The sequence below is a fragment of the Aquabacterium sp. genome (genome assembly GCF_030652515.1).
Lineage (GTDB): Bacteria > Pseudomonadota > Gammaproteobacteria > Burkholderiales > Burkholderiaceae_C > Aquabacterium.
Genome location: NZ_JAUSAR010000208.1, coordinates 1 through 16,103 on the forward strand (window position 1 = coordinate 1; position 16,103 = coordinate 16,103).

General features: G+C 63.7%; 15 protein-coding genes and 1 other RNA gene. 9 read left to right on the forward strand and 7 right to left on the reverse strand.

Annotation, left to right across the window (positions count from 1 at the left end; genetic code table 11):
- Positions 1-28 precede the first annotated feature (28 nt).
- The 3 genes from rnpB to dsbD form a co-directional block, all read right to left on the reverse strand.
- Positions 29-355, reverse strand: an RNA gene (gene rnpB / locus Q7V20_RS23165) — RNase P RNA component class A.
- Between the two features lie 9 nt (positions 356-364).
- Positions 365-1,564: a multidrug effflux MFS transporter gene (locus tag Q7V20_RS23170; RefSeq protein ID WP_304796353.1), complete on the reverse strand. Its 1,200-nt coding sequence runs from the start codon at positions 1,562-1,564 to the stop codon at positions 365-367.
- Entirely contained in the window at positions 1,561-3,396 is a 1,836-nt protein-coding gene (dsbD, locus tag Q7V20_RS23175; RefSeq protein WP_304796355.1) for a protein-disulfide reductase DsbD, read from the reverse strand. The genes Q7V20_RS23170 and dsbD overlap by 4 nt, the downstream gene beginning before the upstream one ends.
- 46 nt (positions 3,397-3,442) lie before the next feature.
- Here dsbD and cysK point away from each other — a divergent pair, with 46 nt between their 5' ends.
- Together cysK and Q7V20_RS23185 are read left to right on the forward strand one after the other, a co-directional pair.
- A complete protein-coding gene (cysK, locus tag Q7V20_RS23180; RefSeq protein ID WP_304796358.1) occupies positions 3,443-4,360 on the forward strand; it encodes a cysteine synthase A in 918 nt (305 codons plus the stop codon).
- Positions 4,361-4,407: 47 nt separating this feature from the next.
- Positions 4,408-5,097: a TetR/AcrR family transcriptional regulator gene (locus tag Q7V20_RS23185; protein ID WP_304796359.1), complete on the forward strand. Its 690-nt coding sequence runs from the start codon at positions 4,408-4,410 to the stop codon at positions 5,095-5,097.
- 1 nt (position 5,098) lies between these two features.
- Here Q7V20_RS23185 and pyrC read toward each other — a convergent pair whose 3' ends face one another.
- A complete protein-coding gene (pyrC, locus tag Q7V20_RS23190) occupies positions 5,099-6,136 on the reverse strand; it encodes a dihydroorotase (RefSeq protein WP_304796362.1) in 1,038 nt (345 codons plus the stop codon).
- Between the two features lie 208 nt (positions 6,137-6,344).
- Between pyrC and Q7V20_RS23195 the strand changes: the two genes are divergently transcribed.
- The 4 genes from Q7V20_RS23195 to Q7V20_RS23210 all read left to right on the forward strand — a co-directional run bounded on the left by Q7V20_RS23195 (position 6,345) and on the right by Q7V20_RS23210 (position 11,742).
- The gene (locus Q7V20_RS23195; protein WP_304796364.1) at positions 6,345-9,020 is read left to right on the forward strand and encodes a C25 family cysteine peptidase; all 2,676 of its coding nucleotides are present in this window, start codon (positions 6,345-6,347) and stop codon (positions 9,018-9,020) included.
- Between the two features lie 47 nt (positions 9,021-9,067).
- Complete coding sequence (locus Q7V20_RS23200) at positions 9,068-9,613, forward strand: cohesin domain-containing protein (RefSeq protein ID WP_304796367.1); 546 nt, start codon at positions 9,068-9,070, stop codon at positions 9,611-9,613.
- Positions 9,614-9,779: 166 nt separating this feature from the next.
- Positions 9,780-11,222, forward strand: coding sequence for an esterase-like activity of phytase family protein (locus Q7V20_RS23205; protein WP_304796370.1), 1,443 nt, complete (start codon positions 9,780-9,782; stop codon positions 11,220-11,222).
- Between the two features lie 37 nt (positions 11,223-11,259).
- Entirely contained in the window at positions 11,260-11,742 is a 483-nt protein-coding gene (locus tag Q7V20_RS23210; protein ID WP_304796374.1) for a YqaA family protein, read from the forward strand.
- Positions 11,743-11,982: 240 nt separating this feature from the next.
- Here Q7V20_RS23210 and Q7V20_RS23215 read toward each other — a convergent pair whose 3' ends face one another.
- Positions 11,983-12,270: a copper-binding protein gene (locus Q7V20_RS23215; RefSeq protein WP_304796377.1), complete on the reverse strand. Its 288-nt coding sequence runs from the start codon at positions 12,268-12,270 to the stop codon at positions 11,983-11,985.
- 175 nt (positions 12,271-12,445) lie between these two features.
- Between Q7V20_RS23215 and argB the strand changes: the two genes are divergently transcribed.
- On the forward strand, positions 12,446-13,360 hold the full coding sequence (argB, locus tag Q7V20_RS23220; RefSeq protein ID WP_304796380.1) for an acetylglutamate kinase: 915 nt from the start codon (positions 12,446-12,448) through the stop codon (positions 13,358-13,360).
- Positions 13,361-13,372: 12 nt separating this feature from the next.
- On the opposite strand, the gene Q7V20_RS23225 is transcribed toward argB, so the two are convergent.
- Positions 13,373-14,341, reverse strand: coding sequence for a CapA family protein (locus tag Q7V20_RS23225; protein ID WP_370652551.1), 969 nt, complete (start codon positions 14,339-14,341; stop codon positions 13,373-13,375).
- A complete protein-coding gene (locus tag Q7V20_RS23230; RefSeq protein WP_304796383.1) occupies positions 14,338-14,769 on the reverse strand; it encodes a hypothetical protein in 432 nt (143 codons plus the stop codon). Before Q7V20_RS23230 ends, Q7V20_RS23225 begins: the two co-directional genes overlap by 4 nt.
- Before the next feature lie 159 nt (positions 14,770-14,928).
- On the opposite strand from Q7V20_RS23230, the gene Q7V20_RS23235 reads away from it, so the two are divergent.
- Together Q7V20_RS23235 and slmA are read left to right on the forward strand one after the other, a co-directional pair.
- Complete coding sequence (locus tag Q7V20_RS23235; protein ID WP_304796386.1) at positions 14,929-15,645, forward strand: pyrimidine 5'-nucleotidase; 717 nt, start codon at positions 14,929-14,931, stop codon at positions 15,643-15,645.
- A gap of 19 nt (positions 15,646-15,664) precedes the next feature.
- Positions 15,665-16,103, forward strand: a 439-nt coding sequence (gene slmA / locus Q7V20_RS23240; protein WP_304796389.1) for a nucleoid occlusion factor SlmA, incomplete at its 3' end; no start/stop codon positions are given.

Sequence of the window (16,103 nt, forward strand, 5' to 3'; positions counted from 1 at the left end):
CTTTCAAGGCGCGAAAAATCGAAAAAAAGTGTGAAGTCAGCCGATAGGCCGGATTCTGTGCAGCCTGCCACCTTGCGATGCCAGGCCGTGACCGCCATTCCTCTGGGCCGCCTGTCGCCAGAACGGCTCGGTGCCACCTACCCGCACACTCCCCGGGCCAGGTCAACGTGTGCCTATTTGGTGTTGCTGCGCGTAGAGATTGCCCGTTTCACCCGGACTAAACCGGCTCGTCTCTGTTGCTCTGATCCTCACCTTGCGGTGGAGAGGTGTTACCTCCTACGCTGCCCTGTGCAGTCCGGACCTTCCTCCAGTGCCACCTTTCGATGCTTGCACCAGCGGCGGTCTGGCCGACTTCACCCGCGCATTATCGCCTCTGCAGCCAAACCCAGGCGATCAGGCCCACCGACATCAGTGCGAGTGAGGCCATCGCCAGGTATTGCGTGCTGTGCATCACCAGCGGCGAGAGCACGCCCGCCACCAGCCCGTTGGACGCCGCGCCCACGAACGCCTGCATGGACGCGGCCATGCCGCGCCGGTGCGGAAACAGGTCCAGCACCATCAAGGTGACCACCGGGGTCATCATGGCCCAGCCAAAGGCGTACAGGCTGATGGGGATCAAAGCCCAGGACACGTGGGCTGTGAACAGCAGGTTGGCGACCAGGTTGAGCACCGACACCGTCAGCATCACCGTGAAGCCCAGTTTGATCTGATGCTCGCGGCTGATGCGGCCAGCCAGGCGCCCACTGACGAAGGCGCCGCCCATGATGCCGCCAATGGTGCACAGGAAGAACCAGAAGAACTGCGTAGGCTGCAGGTGCAGCAGGTCACCCAGAAACGCCGGTGCCGACAGCACGTACAGGAACATGCCATTGAAGGGCACCCCACTGGCCAGGGCCAGCAGCAGGAAGCGCGGGCTCAGCCCCAGCTCCAGGTAGCCCTGCATCAGGCTTTTGACGGCGAAGGGTTGGCGCTGCGAGGTGTGCAGGGTTTCGGGCAACAGCCACCAGTTGGCCAGCCACAGCACCACGCCCACGCCGGTCAGGAACCAGAACACCGCGTGCCAACCCAGGTGCGTGAACAGCAGGCCACCCACGATGGGGGCGATGGCCGGGGCAGCGCCGAAGAACAATGTGACTTGGGCCATCACACGCTGCGCCTGATCGGGCGGGTACATGTCGCGGATCACCGCGCGCGACACCACGATGCCCGCCCCCGTGGACAGCCCTTGCAGCGCACGAAAGAAGATCAACTCGCCGATGGTGGTAGACAAGGCACAACCCGCCGAGGCGATCGTGAACATGGCCACGCCCACCAGCACCACAGGGCGGCGCCCGAAGCTGTCGGACAGCGCGCCATGGAACAGGCTCATCAGCGCGAACGAGAACAGGTAGGCCGACAGCGTTTGCTGGATCTGCAGCGGCGTGGCGTTCAGCGAGGCGGCGATGCCCGCGAAGGCAGGCAGGTAGGTGTCGATGGCGAAGGGGCCCAACATGCCCAGGCAGGCCAGCAGCACGGCCAGCATCCAGGCGGGGGCTCGCCACAGGCTTTGGGCGTCAGGGTTCAAAGACCTGCCTTTTCCAGGCTCTTCAAGAAGATGTCGGCCTTTTGAAAGCCGATGACGCGGGCCTGGTTGAGCAACTGGCCTTGGGCGTCGAAGAACAGGATGCCCGGGGGGCCGAACAGGTTGAAGCGTTTGAGCAGGGCTTTGTGATCGCTGGTGTTGGCGGTCACGTCGGCCTGCAGCAGCACCACGTTCTTCAACCGATCCTGCACGCGCGCATCGGTGAAGGTGAAGTGCTCCATTTCCTTGCAGGCCACGCACCAGTCGGCGTAGAAATCCAGCATCACCGCTTGACCGGCTTGGGTGGCGGCGGCCACGGCCTCGTCCAGCTCTTGCGAGTTGGACACGCGTTGGAACGCCAAGGCGCTGGCTTCACTGGTCTGAGCAGCGCCAGCGCGCGACACGAAGGGCCGCAACGGATCCCAGGGGCTTTGCGCGCCCGCCAGCCCGCCGATGATCTGCACGGCCGACAGCAAAGCCAGCACCATGCCCAAAGCCAGGGCAGAGCGGTGCTTCAGGCTGACGTGGGTGGTCAGGGTGTCGAAACCACCCGTGAACGCAGCGGCCAGGGCCAGCAAGGCGCCCAGCGACAAGGTCGCGGCCAGCGGTGGCAGCATGGGGTAAACCAGCCACCAGGCCACGCCCAGCAGCATCAGGCCAAACAAGGTTTTGACCGCTTCCATCCAGTGGCCGGCGCGTGGCAGCAAGCTGCCCGCCGACAGGCCCAGCAACAGCAGCGGCAAACTCATGCCGCAGGCCAGGGCGTACAGGGCCACACCGCCCAGCACCACGTCTTTGGTCTGGCTCAGGTACACCAGGGCGCCCGCCAACGGTGCACTCACGCAAGGCCCCACGATCAGGGCCGACACCACGCCCATGAGGAACACGCCCAACAGGCTGCCACTTTGCAGCTTGCCCGAGGTTCTGGTGAGGTGGCTCTGGATGAAAGCTGGCATCTGCAGTTCATAGACGCCGAACATCGACAAGGACAGCAGCACCATCAGCGCGCTGAAGCTGCCCAGCACCCAGGGGTTCTGCAGCGAAGCGGCCAGGCCTTCGCCCAGCAACCCGGCGGACACCCCCAGCAGCGTGTAGACCAGCGCCATGCCTTGCGAATAGCTCAGCGCCAGGACGAAGCCGCGCAAGCGCCCGACTTTGCCCTGGCCGACGATCACCGCCGACAGAATCGGCATCATGGGCAACACGCAAGGCGTGAAAGACAGGAGCAGGCCCGCCACCAGGAACACGCCGACGATGGTGGGCAGGTTGCCGGAGGCCAGGGCGGTTTCGATGCGGCTGCCGCTGTCAACGGTTGGCGTTGGTGTGCTGCTGCGCCCAGAGGCGTCCGGTGGGGCGCTGTCCACGTTCACCGCCGTGACCTGGCCAGCCTGGCCCACGGTCAGGTTGAAGTGTTTGGTTTGTGGCGGGTAGCACAGGCCAGCATCGGCGCAGCCCTGGTAGCCCACTTCGACCCGGACCGCGGTGCCCGCCGGGGTGTTGGGCGCCACGCCAAACTGCATGGGCACCAGGCCGTGGTAGACCTCGACCTCCTTGCCGAAGGTCTCGTCGAACTTGCGCTGGCCGGGCGGCAGGCTCATGGGGGTGAGCACCGCCGAGGGGGTTTTTGATTCCACCCGGAAGCGGTCGCGGTACAGGTAGGTCTTGGGTGCCAGGCTGAACTCGATCTGCACCTGGCCCTTGGGCGTGGTGCTGGCCTGCAGCGTGAAGGCCTGCTCGGCCGGGAGGAATTCTTCGGCAGCCTGGCACGGTGTGGCCAGCAGCCAGCCGGCCACACTGGCCAGCACGATTCGAAATACCATTCGCCAAACGAACATCACGTTCCTCGTTGTCTTGTCTTGAAACATTGTCCAGGAGACTCGCATGAAAGCCGCCACCATTCTCGACACGATCGGAAATACCCCTCACATTCGTGCGCAACGCCTGTTCGGGCCGGGGCATGAAGTCTGGATCAAATCCGAGCGCAGCAACCCTGGGGGCTCCATCAAGGACCGCATCGCGCTGTCCATGGTGGAGGATGCTGAACGTTCGGGTGCGCTGAAACCCGGTGGCACCATCATCGAGCCGACCTCGGGCAACACGGGCATCGGCCTGGCCATGGTGGCCGCCGTCAAGGGCTACCAGCTGATCCTGGTCATGCCCGACAGCATGTCGATCGAGCGTCGTCGCCTGATGTCGGCCTATGGCGCCAAGTTTGACCTCACACCGCGTGAGAAAGGCATGAAAGGCGCCATTGCCCGCGCCCAGGAGTTGGCGGGCGGCATCGAAGGCGCCTGGATTCCACAGCAGTTCGAGAACCCCGCCAACATCGAGGTGCATGTGCGCACCACGGCGCAAGAGATCCTGGCCGATTTCCCCGAGGGTCTGGATGTGCTGATCACTGGCGTGGGCACAGGCGGACACCTGACCGGCTGCGCCCGTGTGCTCAAGAAGGCCTGGCCCCAGCTCAAGGTGTACGCGGTCGAGCCCACGGCCTCGCCGGTCATCTCGGGCGGCAGCCCGGCACCGCACCCCATCCAGGGCATCGGCGCGGGTTTCATCCCCGCCAACCTGGACACCAGCCTGCTGGACGGCGTGATCCAGGTCGAGGCCGAAGCGGCCCGCGAGATGGGCCGCCGCGCCGCACGCGAAGAAGGGCTGCTGGTCGGTATCTCGTCAGGCGCCACCTTGGCGGCCATCGCGCAAAAGCTGCCCGAGTTGCCAGCTGGTGCCAAGGTGCTGGGCTTTTGCTACGACACCGGCGAACGCTACCTGTCGGTGGAAGGCTTTTTGCCGGTGTGAGATGCGGTAGGCCGAACGAGCTGCGCCAGCGCGTGGACAATGGCGTCATGAGCAGCACCAGCGAACCCCCCGTCAAACGCCGACGAGCGGCCAATGTGACCCGCCCCTATGGCGGCGTGCTCGCCGACACCCGCCGCCAGGAGCGCCGCAACCGCCTCATCGCGGCTGGCCTGGAAGTCATCGGGACCCGGGGTTATCACCTGTCCACCGTGCGCGACATTTGCGCGCAATCCGGCCTGAGCGAGCGCTATTTCTACGAGTCCTTCAAGGGCATGGGGCTGCTGTTCGAAGCGGTCTATGCCAAACTGCACGCCGAATCCCAAAGCCGCGTCATGGACGCCTTCGCCACAGCCAGCGCGCTCAAGCCCGACCCCATGCAAATGGCCGAAGCCGCTGTCACCGCGTGGTTGACCTTCATCAAGGAAGACCCTCGCCGCGCCCGCATCCTGCTGATCGATGCGGTCAGCATCAACGACTCGAACACGCGCAACGCCCAGGCGGCCATCCAGGATTTCGCCGGCATCATCCGCGCCTTTGTGGAGATGCTGTACCCCGACCTCGGCAAGCTGGGCTACGACCCCAAGTTGGTGGCGGCCACCCTGGCTGGTGCCAACCTGCAAGCGGCCAAGACCTGGATGTGGAATGGCTTCGAGCAGCCGGTGGGCGAGGTGGCCAAGCACCTGACGCTGGTGTTCCGCAGCCTGCACGACTTCTACGTTCGCGAAACCAGGGCCTAGGTCAAGGCTGCAGCCGCCAAGCCAAAGTCTCGCCGCCCCTCAAAGGCTTGATGCTGGCCTGATCGCCAAAAGGCAAGGACTCGGGCACCACCCAGGGCTCGCGCTTCAAGGTGACTTGGTCGGTGTTGCGCGGCAAGCTGTAGAAGTCGGGCCCGTGGAAGCTGGCAAAGGCTTCCAGCTTGTTCAATGCGCCCGCGTTTTCAAAAGCCTCGGCGTACAGCTCCAGCGCGCAGGGGGCTGAATAGCAGCCGGCACAACCGCTGGCATGCTCTTTCAGGTTCGAGGCGTGCGGCGCGCTGTCGGTGCCCAAAAAGAACTTCTCACTGCCGCTGGTGGCCACTTGCACCAAGGCCACGCGGTGCTCCTCGCGCTTGAGGATGGGCAGGCAGTAGTAGTGCGGCCGGATGCCGCCCATGAAGATGGCGTTGCGGTTGTACAGCAGGTGTTGCGGCGTGATGGTGGCCGCCACGAAGCGGTCGGTCTCGCTCACGTACTGCGCCGCTTCCTTGGTGGTGATGTGCTCGAACACGATCTTCAACTCGGGGAAGTCGCGGCGCAGCGGGATCAGCTTCTCGTCGATGAAGGCCTTCTCGCGGTCGAACACATCGACCTCGTTGTCGGTGACTTCGCCATGCACGCAGAACACCAGGCCTTCGCGCTGCATGGCCTCCAGCACCGCGTAGGTCTTGCGCAGGTCGGTCACGCCCGCATCGCTGTTGGTGGTGGCGCCGGCGGGGTAGAGCTTGAAGGCCACCGCACCCATGGCCTTGGCGCGGGCCACTTCTTCAGCCGGTGTGTTGTCGGTGAGGTAAAGCACCATCAAGGGCTCGAACTTCAAGCCAACTGGCACGGCGGCGCGGATGCGGTCGCGGTAAGCGATGGCTTGCTCGGCCGTGGTCACGGGCGGGCGAAGGTTGGGCATGACGATGGCGCGTGCGAACTGCTGCGCGGTGGCGGGCACCACGCTGGCCATGGCGGCGCCATCGCGCACATGCAGGTGCCAATCATCGGGACGGGTGAGGGTCAAGGTATTGCTCATGCCGTGATTGTTGCATTGAGGCGTCACAGACCCCCCAAAACCCCCTAAGCCTTGGGCCCTAGTTCTAGGTTCCCCCCTAGCTTGACCGTCCCCAACCCTAGGGGCATGGGCCCTTTGCGCCCTTGTGGCGGTTGTCCGGCGTCCCTAGTCTTCGCTCCACACCACGCCAATCAGGCCCGGTGCCTGTTTCTCACCTTTGGAGCCGACCATGCTGATTCACTCTCTTTCCAACCGGCGGCGCGCGCTGTCGATCACCGCGCAAGCCGCAGCGGCCATGCTGGCCACCACCTCGATGGCCTGGGCCCAGAGCGCCCCGACCTTGCACGTTGAAACCGTGTCTTCATCCCCCGATGCCACTGTGCTGCGCGTGATCGTGCCCCTGCCCAAGCTGGACAGCGTTGAAACGCCCAGCGGCGTGTTCCAGCGTTTCGCGCTGAACAACGGTGGCGGGGCCATCAACGACATCCGCGAAGTGGGCCTGCCCGAAGTGCCATTGACCGGTTTCTCGCTGGCCTTGCCGGTGGATGCCAAGGACGGCTCGTCCACGGTCGAGATCGTGCCCGAAGGTTCCATCAAGCGCCAGCAAGCGCGCCTGTACCCCGTTCAGCCGCCTGAAAGCAATCGCGCCGGTGTCAAGGACGACGCCAAGTTCGAGTTCGACGCTGACCGCTGGGCCAAGGGTGTCAAGACCCCCGGCCAAGACCAAGGTGTGCTGCCCGTCTTCAAAGGCGATGCCAGCGTGAACGGCTACCGCCTCTCGCCCTATGGCTACAACCCGGCTGAACAGCTGATCACCTACTACCCCAGTTACCTGGTCACCATCAAGCACCCAGGCAACTGCTTCATCTATGACCGCCTCAAGCTCAAGGGCGTGGTCGGCACGCGAGTCCAGGGCTTTGACGGCATCGACCAGCGCATCGAGCAATTGCCCCTGCCTGCCCTGCAGTTCACGATCAACAAGGACCTGGCCAGCAAGTTGCGCTGCGCCCCGCCCATCATCATCAACCCCGCCATCTTCGGGGCCCGTTTCCTGATCGTCACGCACCCCAACTTCAAGGCTGCGGCCGACACCCTCAAGGCGCACAAGCAAGCTCTGGGCATCTCGACCCGCGTGGTTACCACGGCCGACATCACCGGTGGTGGTGCCAATGCCACCGAAGGCCAGATCCGCAGTTGGATCGCCAACTACTACAACACGCACCTGGTTCGTCCGAAGTGGGTGTTGTTCATGGGTGATGCCGAGTTTGTGCCCACCCACTACGACCAGGCCAACATCTGGGACAGCGCACGCAATGCGGGCGACATGTGGTACGGCCAGTTCCTGCCGGGTGCCACGGCCACCACCATCCCACCTTTCGGCATTGGTCGCTTCCCGGTGGACACGCTGGCCCAGGCCAACACCATCGTCTCCAAGGTGATGGCGTTCGAGAACTCGCCACCGGCCAACCCCATCTTCGGCCAAGACTTCTACAGCCGCCTGACCTTCGCGTCGTTCTTCCAGATCACCGACAGCAACGGCACCACGCCCACCCGCGACAAGCGCTGGTTCGTGGAGACCTCCGAAATGGTGCGTGACCATGCCGTGAGCAAAGGCTACAGCGTGGCCCGCCTTTACCACGCGGATGCCGCCGCCAACCCCCTGTTCTACAACAGCGGCGCGGCCATCCCCGCGGCACTGAAGAAGCCCGGCTTTGCCTGGGATGCCGATCGCAACGACATCGCGGCGGCCATCAACCAAGGCTCGTCACTGGTCTACCACCGCGACCACGGTTGGTGGAGCGGTTGGGGCGATCCCTCCTTCCAGACGGGTGACCTGGGTCTGATCTCGGTGACCAACAACGAGTTCCCGGTGGTGTTCAGCATCAACTGCGCCAGCGGCATCTTCGACAACGAGACCGTGGACCTGGCCGCCAACAAGATTGGCGCTGGCTATGGCCCGGGCGTGGGCAGCACCTACTGGGCCGAAGCCTTCCTGCGCAAGTCGGATGGCGCGCTGGCAGTGATCGGTGATTCGCGTTCCAGCAGCACCACCGACAACAACCACTTCACCCTGGGCTTGTTCGATGGCGTGTTCCCGGGCCTCGTTCCCACCTTCGGCGCGGGCAGCTCCATCCAGCGTCTGGGTGACCTGTTGAACTATGCCAAGACCTACATCTCCGATGTGAGTTCTGGCGCGCAAGGCAACCGGCATCCGCTGAACAGCGGTGGCAGCCGTCCGGCGATCGTCAACCTGCGGCAGGAACTCAACATCTACAACCTGTTGGGTGACCCCACCGTCAAGCTGCGCGTCAGCGCCCCCTGGAAGTTCGGCCTGCCCTTCGTGGCGCTGGAAAAGACCCTGGTGAAGATCAAGGTGCCGGTGCAACCTGGTTGCCTGACCTGCCCACCTGAGTTGGCTTCGCCCGAGTGGATCACTGTGGTGGCCTTCGATCCCAAGACCGGCCTGGAACTGGGCCGTGGCCTGATCAATGGCGACGGCGTGGGTGAGATCGACCTGGGTGACGACTTCAAGGGTGACAACGTGATGGTGCGCGTGGCCTCGCCCGACGGCGCCTCGACCCAAGCCGCTGCCAAGGAAACCGACAGCGACAGCGACACCGTGCCCGACAGCCGCGACAACTGCGTGGCCGTGCCCAACAAGGAGCAGCAAGACACCGACGGTGATGGCTACGGCAACGCTTGCGACGCCGACCTGAACAACGACGGCTTCGTCAATTCCCTGGACCTGTCTGCCCTTCGTGGCCAGTTCGGCAAGCGCGGTGTGGCCGGTGATCTGAATGGCGACGGCCTGGTCAATTCCCTGGACGTCAGCCGCTTCAGCAAGCTGTTCGGCAAGGTCCCTGGCCCTTCTGCCTTGCACCTGCCTGTGGCCTCCGCCAAGTGATTTTTGCTTTCTTCAACCCTGTTCAATTTGACCTTTAAGGAATCCTCATGAAACTGCACCAAACCCTCATCGCCGCTGCCGTCACCCTGGCCGCTTTCGCTGCGCAAGCCCAGACCGTCTCGGTCAGCCCTTCGCTCACCAACGTCAACATCGGCGAAAGCTTCACCGTGGACCTGCTGGCCACCGGCTTCCCCGACAAGATATTTGGTGGCGGCTACAACATCTCGTTCGACGCCAGCAAGCTCCAACTGGACGACATCAGCTTCCCATCCAACTGGGAGTTCCTGGTGAGCAAGGGCACTGCGGCGGGGGGGACCGTGAGCGATGTGTTCTTCAACACGTTCTCGGCGCCCATCGCCGGTGACTTCCTGACCTCGACCCTGAAGTTCACGGCCATTGGTGGGGGCATGTCGTCCATCACCTTGAGCGAGTCGGTCTCCTTCCCCTTCGGTGACGAGTTCGGCAATGCCGTCACCGTGTCCTACGTGGGTGGCTCGGTGGCTGCGGTGCCCGAGCCCGGCTCGGTGGCCATGATGCTGGCAGGCCTGGGCGCCGTGGGCTTCATGGCTTCGCGCCGTCGTCGCCAGGGCTGATCTTTGGTGTAGATTGTTGAAAGGGGTTGGCGCCATGCCAACCCCTTTTTTCATGGTGATCACATGGACTGCGTCCCCCTTGAACGTGGGCCCCAGTGACACGAACCTGTCATCGTGGTGACCTAGCCTGGGCCTCATTTTTCGTGATGTTCAGGAGATTCGCCTTATGAAGTCCACCACCTTGGCCCTGGTCGCCGCATTGGCCACCAGCCTGGGCCTCAGCGCACCGGCACAAGCGGCCGCCACTTTTGTCAATGGATTGGCATTACCCGGCTCGGCCCTCGATGTCTCGGGCGGCACCTCCGTCAACGATGGTCGAATGGGCTATTTCTCGGACTTGTACTACGACGCCAACCGCAGCGAGTGGTGGGGCTTGTCAGACCGCGGCCCCGGTGGCGGCACGCTCAGCTATGACACGCGTGTTCAGCGTTTCACCTTGGACATCAACGCCACCACGGGCGCCATCTCCAACTTCCAGGTGGTCCAGACCGTCAAGTTCACCACCGCCTCGGGCCAGGCCTTCAATGGCATCGCGCCCAACCCAAGCAGCACCTTGGGCGGCTCTTTCGACCCGGAAGGCTTGGTGATCAATCCGCGCAATGGCAATTTCCTGGTGTCTGACGAATACGGCCCATCGCTGTACGAGTTCAATCGTTCAGGCCAGTTGGTGCGCACGTTCAGCACGCCCAGCAACCTGATCCCACGCAACGCAGCCACCGGCGTGGCCAACCATGCAGGCGACGCGGGCAACACCGCTGGCAAGCGCACCAACCGCGGCTTTGAAGGCCTGGCGGTCAGCCCGAACGGGCAGTTCGCCTTCGCCATGCTGCAAAGCGCCATGCTCGATGAAGGTGGCGCGGATGGTGTGTACAACCGCATTGTCAAGTTTGACTTGAGCACGGGTGCCGTGGCCGGGCAGTACGCCTACAAAATGGAAGGCAGCAGCCAGGGACGAGGCATCTCCGCCCTGGTGGCCATCAATGATCATGAGTTCGATGTGCTGGAGCGCAACAACCGTGGCGTGGGCGTGCCGGAGGCCAATCTGGCTGCGCCCAACAAGAAGGTTTTCCGCATTGACATCGATGGGGCCACTGATGTCAGCGAAATCGACCTGGATGCACCTGGCGCCAGCTTCACCGAGGTGAGCAAGACCGCCACGCCCGTGGTTGATCTGGCCACCGATACCTTGTCGGAGCTGGGCAATGTGTCACCCGAGAAATGGGAAGGCTGGGCCATCGGGCCGAAGTTGGCCGATGGCACTTACCTGATGCTGGCGGGTACCGACAACGACTATTCGATCACCCAGAATGCGAGCGGCGAGCAGTTTGAGGTGTTCATCAAGGCAGGCGTTGGCACGGTGACGCGCATCCAGTGCGACATCGGCACCTTCAACAACTGCAAGTCGATTGGCGGCAATGGTTTGGTGGGAGTTGCTTTGCCCACAGGGACCGACTTCACGGGCTACACCGCCATTCCAGGCGTGCTGCATGCCTATAAATCCGGTCTTGGGGACATGACGAATTATGTCCAGGCCGTGCCCGAGCCTGAAACCATCGCCTTGCTGGGCGCCGGCCTGGCCGTGATGACCTGGGTGCGTCGCCGCCGCTGATCCAGCGCAGGACTGAAACCCCCCTGACAATCCAGGCATGGAAGCTTGGATGGTCGCGGGGGTTACTTCGCTTTTGCAGTGGTTCGCTTTGCCCCAGGTGGGCTTGAGCGCGGTGTTCGTGGTGGCCTTTGTGTCGGCCACGTTGCTGCCCTTGGGCTCCGAGCCCGCGGTGTTTGCGCTGGTCAAGCTCAACCCCGAAATGTTCTGGCCGGCGGTGCTGATCGCCACGCTGGGCAACACCCTGGGCGGCATCGTGACCTGGTGGGTGGGCTGGTTGGCGCGCCGTGGCACCGAAACGGTCACCCACCACCCCGTCAACACCAACACCTGGGCCCTGCGCTGGCTGCAGCGTTTTGGCGCCAAGGCCTGTCTGTTGTCGTGGTTGCCCATCGTGGGCGACCCGCTGTGTGCGGTGGCGGGCTGGCTCCGGCTGCCCTTTTGGCCCTGCGTGGCCTGGATGGCGGCGGGCAAGTGTGCCCGTTACATCACCATGACCGTTTTCATGCTCTGGATGGTGTGATTTTCACCATGCGCTATCCCATGTTCATGGGATGCATTTTGTAACGAATTTGTTTCTGCAACTGGGTCAATCCGTGACTTGCGACACTAAGATTGGGTCAATCGCGAACCAAAACAGCTTGATTCATACCAATCGCGACCATCCAGCGCTGTCATCAAGAAAAGGTCCAGGGAGGACTGATGAATGACAAGCCCCGGCGGTGAAAACCTCCGGGGCTTTTTTTACGTCGTTTTCATCACTTTACTTTTTGATTTCGAGCGTGGTGATGGTGAATTGGCCACCCACCTTGTCGGCCGTGAAGTTCACCTTGTCGCCCACCTGCACGGTCTTGAGCCAGGCGGGGTTGGCCACCCGGAAGGCCATCTGCATGGCCGGCAGGTCCAGGCTTTTGATCTCGCCGTGCTTGAGGGTGATCTTGCCGTTGTCGGCGTCGATCTTCTTGACTTCGCCGTCCACGGCCAGGGCCGAGGCCGACAGGCTCAAGCCCACGATCAGGGCGGCGGTGGTGGCGAACAATGACTTCTTCACAGAGGGCTCCTTGGCGGACACGACGGTGTCCAGTATGACCCGAGGCGCGCCAAAGCGCAGACCTCGCCATCCCTAGACGCGCGGGCTGGCCATTGGGTTGACAAGTTTTTCATCAACAGCCCGCGCAGTGTCCCTAAAATGGGCGCTTTGCTTGTTACAAGAACTGCGCGCCGCCATGACCGCCCTGCCCACCGACCCGTCCGACACCTTTGCCAACATTTCGCCCCGTGACAAGGCCGAAATCCTCGCGCAGGCCTTGCCCTACATCCGCAAGTTCCATGGCAAGACCATCGTCATCAAGTACGGCGGCAACGCCATGACCGACCCGGCCCTCCAGGCCGACTTCGCCGAAGACGTGGTGTTGCTCAAGCTTGTGGGCCTGAACCCGGTGGTGGTGCACGGCGGTGGCCCGCAGATCGACGACGCGCTCAACAAGATCGGCAAGAAGGGCCAGTTCGTGCAGGGCATGCGCGTGACCGACGAAGAAACCATGGAAGTGGTCGAGTGGGTGCTGGCCGGTGAAGTGCAGCAGGACATCGTCGGTTTGATCAACCACGCTGGTGGCAAGGCCGTGGGCCTGACAGGCCGCGATGGCGGTTTGATTCGCGCTCGCAAGCTGCGCCTGAAAGACCGCGAAGACCCCAGCAAGGAACACGATGTGGGCCACGTGGGCGACATCGTCAGCATCGATCCCAGCGTGGTCAAGGCCCTGCAAGACGACCAGTTCATCCCCGTCATCAGCCCCATCGGCTTTGGCGACGAGAACGAGAGCTACAACATCAACGCCGACGTGGTCGCGGGCAAGCTGGCCGAGGTCCTCAAGGCTGAGAAGCTGGTGCTGCTGACCAACACCCCCGGCGTGCTGAACAAGCAGGGCGAGTTGATGACCGACCTGTCGGCCCGCGAGATCGACGAGCTGTTCGCCGATGGCACCATCTCCGGCGGCATGCTGCCCAAGATCTCTTCGGCGCTGGACGCGGCCAAGAGCGGCGTGCACGCAGTGCACATCATTGATGGGCGCGTGCCCCACGCCCTGTTGCTGGAAATCCTGACCGAACAAGCCTTCGGCACGATGATCCGCTCGCACTGATCGGCGGGTTGCTCACTGCGGCGGCGCTGCTGCCTTCAGGTCAATGGGCATGCGTTGGCCGGTGGGGTGCGGCGTGCCATGCTTGTCGATGCGGCCCACCTGGATGTGGGCGTCGCGCACCCCGGTGCGGGCCACATTCAGCTGCAGCACCCAGGCGGTGTTGTTGTCCGCGTCGTCAAAACCATCGAAGATGAAATTGCCCAGGCTGTAGACGATGGGCTTGCCCTGGTACAGCTCAATGTCCTGCACGACGTGGGGGTGCGTGCCCACCACGGCATCGGCGCCTGCGTCGATCATCAGGCGGGCCAGTTCGCGTTGGCGGTCATTGGCGCGGGGCTGGTGTTCCTCGCCCCAATGCATGAAGGGGATGACGATGTCGGCGTGGTGCACAGCGCGGGCGCGCCGGATGTCCAGCACCACCTGCTCGTCTTCGCTCCAGGCCACGCCGGGGTGTTGGTTGCCCGCTTCGAAACTGCGGGGAAAGAACTCGTCATAGCCCAGCAAGGCGATGCGCAGGCCTTTGCGTTCGATCAGCAGCGGGGTGTGCGCCTGGCTCAGGTCCCGGCCACCACCAAAGAAGGGCAGTTTGGCCTGGTCAAGTCGGCCCAGCATCTCGGCAAAGGCCGCGCGGCCAAAATCGCCCGAGTGGTTGTTGGCCACGGACACGGCATCCACGTGGCGCTTGAGCAGTTTCAAGACGCGCGGGTGGGCCCGGAAAGTGTAAGGCTTGTCTTCGGCTTTGCCGCCGCGTGCGATCACGCATTCGAGGTTGGCCACGCGCACGTCGGCGCTGTCCAGGATCTGGGCAAAGGGCGCGAACGGGTTGTGGCCTTGCCTGATCCGCAGGCCTGGGTGTTCGGCCAGCATCACGTCGCCCATGAAGACGATGGACACGGTGGGTTCAGCGTGGGCCGTGAATGAGCACAAGAAGGTGCTTGCGCTCAGCAACAGCGCGGTCAAGCAGCGGCGCATCATCATCATGGCGTGGCCTGGTTGTTCAGTGCGCAGCCATAGACTATCTCGCGGCCGAGTCGGGCGGAGTAGACATGGTTCCAGCCGGTCAGGCCGGGCACCTTTGGATTGCTTGAAAACGGCGGTTGGTGCACCACCTCGTGTATCAGCAGCGGCGCGCCGGGCATCGCCATGTCGTAGGCGTACAGGGCGATGTAATCCACTTGTTGATCGTTGCCAACCACCACGGCCTTGAAGCGAAAGCGCTCGCCGATGTTCTGCGCGGCGACGGTGTAAGGATCGGCCACCGGGCGGGCTTCGATGTGGATGGTGTCGCTGGCGTAGCGCACCTGGCAGCGCAGCACCGCGGCTGCCGTTACCGTCGCGGCGTGGGCTGGCATGGCGGCTGATGCCGCGATGACCATGGCCACTTTGCAGGATGTGCCGATGTGTTTCATGCGTGCAATGTACAGGGGCTGTTTGCTTTGTCGTGGCTGCGCGGGGCGGGGCGCCTGGCTTGGTGCCAAGCTGAAGCTCTGCCGGAGTCTGCCCCAGCCCGCGCCCCGCGCTGCCCTGACAAAGCAAACCCAGCGTCAAACACTCACTACACTGGCCCCGTGAAGCACCACCAATCAAAACAGCAGCACCCCATCTGGTTGTTCGACCTGGACAACACACTGCATGACGCGTCCAGCGCCGTGTTCAGCCGCCTCAATGGCTCGATGACCGACTACATCGAGCAGCACCTGGGCCTGGCGCGCCAAGAGGCCAATGACTTGCGGGTGCATTACTGGCGCCGTTATGGGGCCACCCTGCTGGGCCTTGAAAAACACCACGGCATCCGCGCCGCGCACTTCCTGGCACAAACCCACCAACTGCCCGGCCTGGAAGCCCACCTGCGCATGCCCGCTTGCGACCGTGCCGCTCTCAAGCGCTTGCCCGGCCGCAAGTTCATCCTCACGAACGCCCCGGCCGACTACGCCAAACGCGTCGTCACCGCCCTGGACCTGGCCAGTTGCTTCGAAGGCATCATCTCCATTGAGGGTATGCGCGTGTTCGGTGACCTGCGGCCCAAGCCGGACGCCCGCATGCTGCGCGTGGTGCTGGCCCGGCACCGTTTGCCGGCCCACCGCTGCGTGCTGATCGAAGACACCCTGGCCAATTTGAAAACCGCTCGCGCGGCACACTTGCGCACGGTGTGGATGCAAAGCTACCTCAAGCACAATCCGCATGGCCCCGAAGTAGGTGCACACCTCCATCGTCGGCCCGCCTGGGTGTGTGCCAGAATCCGTCGGCTGCGTGCGCTTCACGCGGTTTTCAGCCCCAGCCCCTGATGCTGTACACCATGACGCGATGACCGACGAACTCATCCCTGTTGCTGCTGTCGAGCCCGCGCCCCGCAAGCGCCCCAAGCCGGGCGAGCGGCGCGTGCAGATCCTGCAGGCGCTGGCGACCATGCTGGAGCAACCTGGCGCCGACCGCATCACCACCGCGGCCCTGGCAGCGCGGCTGGAAGTCAGCGAGGCCGCCTTGTACCGGCACTTTGCCAGCAAGGCCCAGATGTTCGAAGCCCTGATTGACTTTATTGAGCAGGCCGTCTTCCCCCGCATGGTGCAGATTGCTGGGCGCGACCCCCTGGAGGCCGATGCGCCCGCAGCCGGAACCCGGCAGGCCATGCGCGTGGTGGCCTTGCTGCTGCAGTTTGGCGAGCGCAACCCGGGCCTTGCGCGTGTGATGGTGGGCGACGCCCTGGTGCTGGAGCACGAACGCCTGCAGCAGCGCATGAACCAGT

Coding starts and splice junctions, on each gene's coding strand:
- Q7V20_RS23200 (WP_304796367.1), top strand. CDS start 9,068: ATGAAACTGCACCAAACCCTCATCGCCGCTGCCGTCACCCTGGCCGCT.
- Q7V20_RS23205 (WP_304796370.1), top strand. CDS start 9,780: ATGAAGTCCACCACCTTGGCCCTGGTCGCCGCATTGGCCACCAGCCTG.
- Q7V20_RS23210 (WP_304796374.1), top strand. CDS start 11,260: ATGGAAGCTTGGATGGTCGCGGGGGTTACTTCGCTTTTGCAGTGGTTC.
- argB (WP_304796380.1), top strand. CDS start 12,446: ATGACCGCCCTGCCCACCGACCCGTCCGACACCTTTGCCAACATTTCG.
- dsbD (WP_304796355.1), bottom strand. CDS start 3,396: ATGTTCGTTTGGCGAATGGTATTTCGAATCGTGCTGGCCAGTGTGGCC.
- Q7V20_RS23225 (WP_370652551.1), bottom strand. CDS start 14,341: ATGATGATGATGCGCCGCTGCTTGACCGCGCTGTTGCTGAGCGCAAGC.
- cysK (WP_304796358.1), top strand. CDS start 3,443: ATGAAAGCCGCCACCATTCTCGACACGATCGGAAATACCCCTCACATT.
- pyrC (WP_304796362.1), bottom strand. CDS start 6,136: ATGAGCAATACCTTGACCCTCACCCGTCCCGATGATTGGCACCTGCAT.
- Q7V20_RS23195 (WP_304796364.1), top strand. CDS start 6,345: ATGCTGATTCACTCTCTTTCCAACCGGCGGCGCGCGCTGTCGATCACC.
- Q7V20_RS23230 (WP_304796383.1), bottom strand. CDS start 14,769: ATGAAACACATCGGCACATCCTGCAAAGTGGCCATGGTCATCGCGGCA.
- Q7V20_RS23185 (WP_304796359.1), top strand. CDS start 4,408: ATGAGCAGCACCAGCGAACCCCCCGTCAAACGCCGACGAGCGGCCAAT.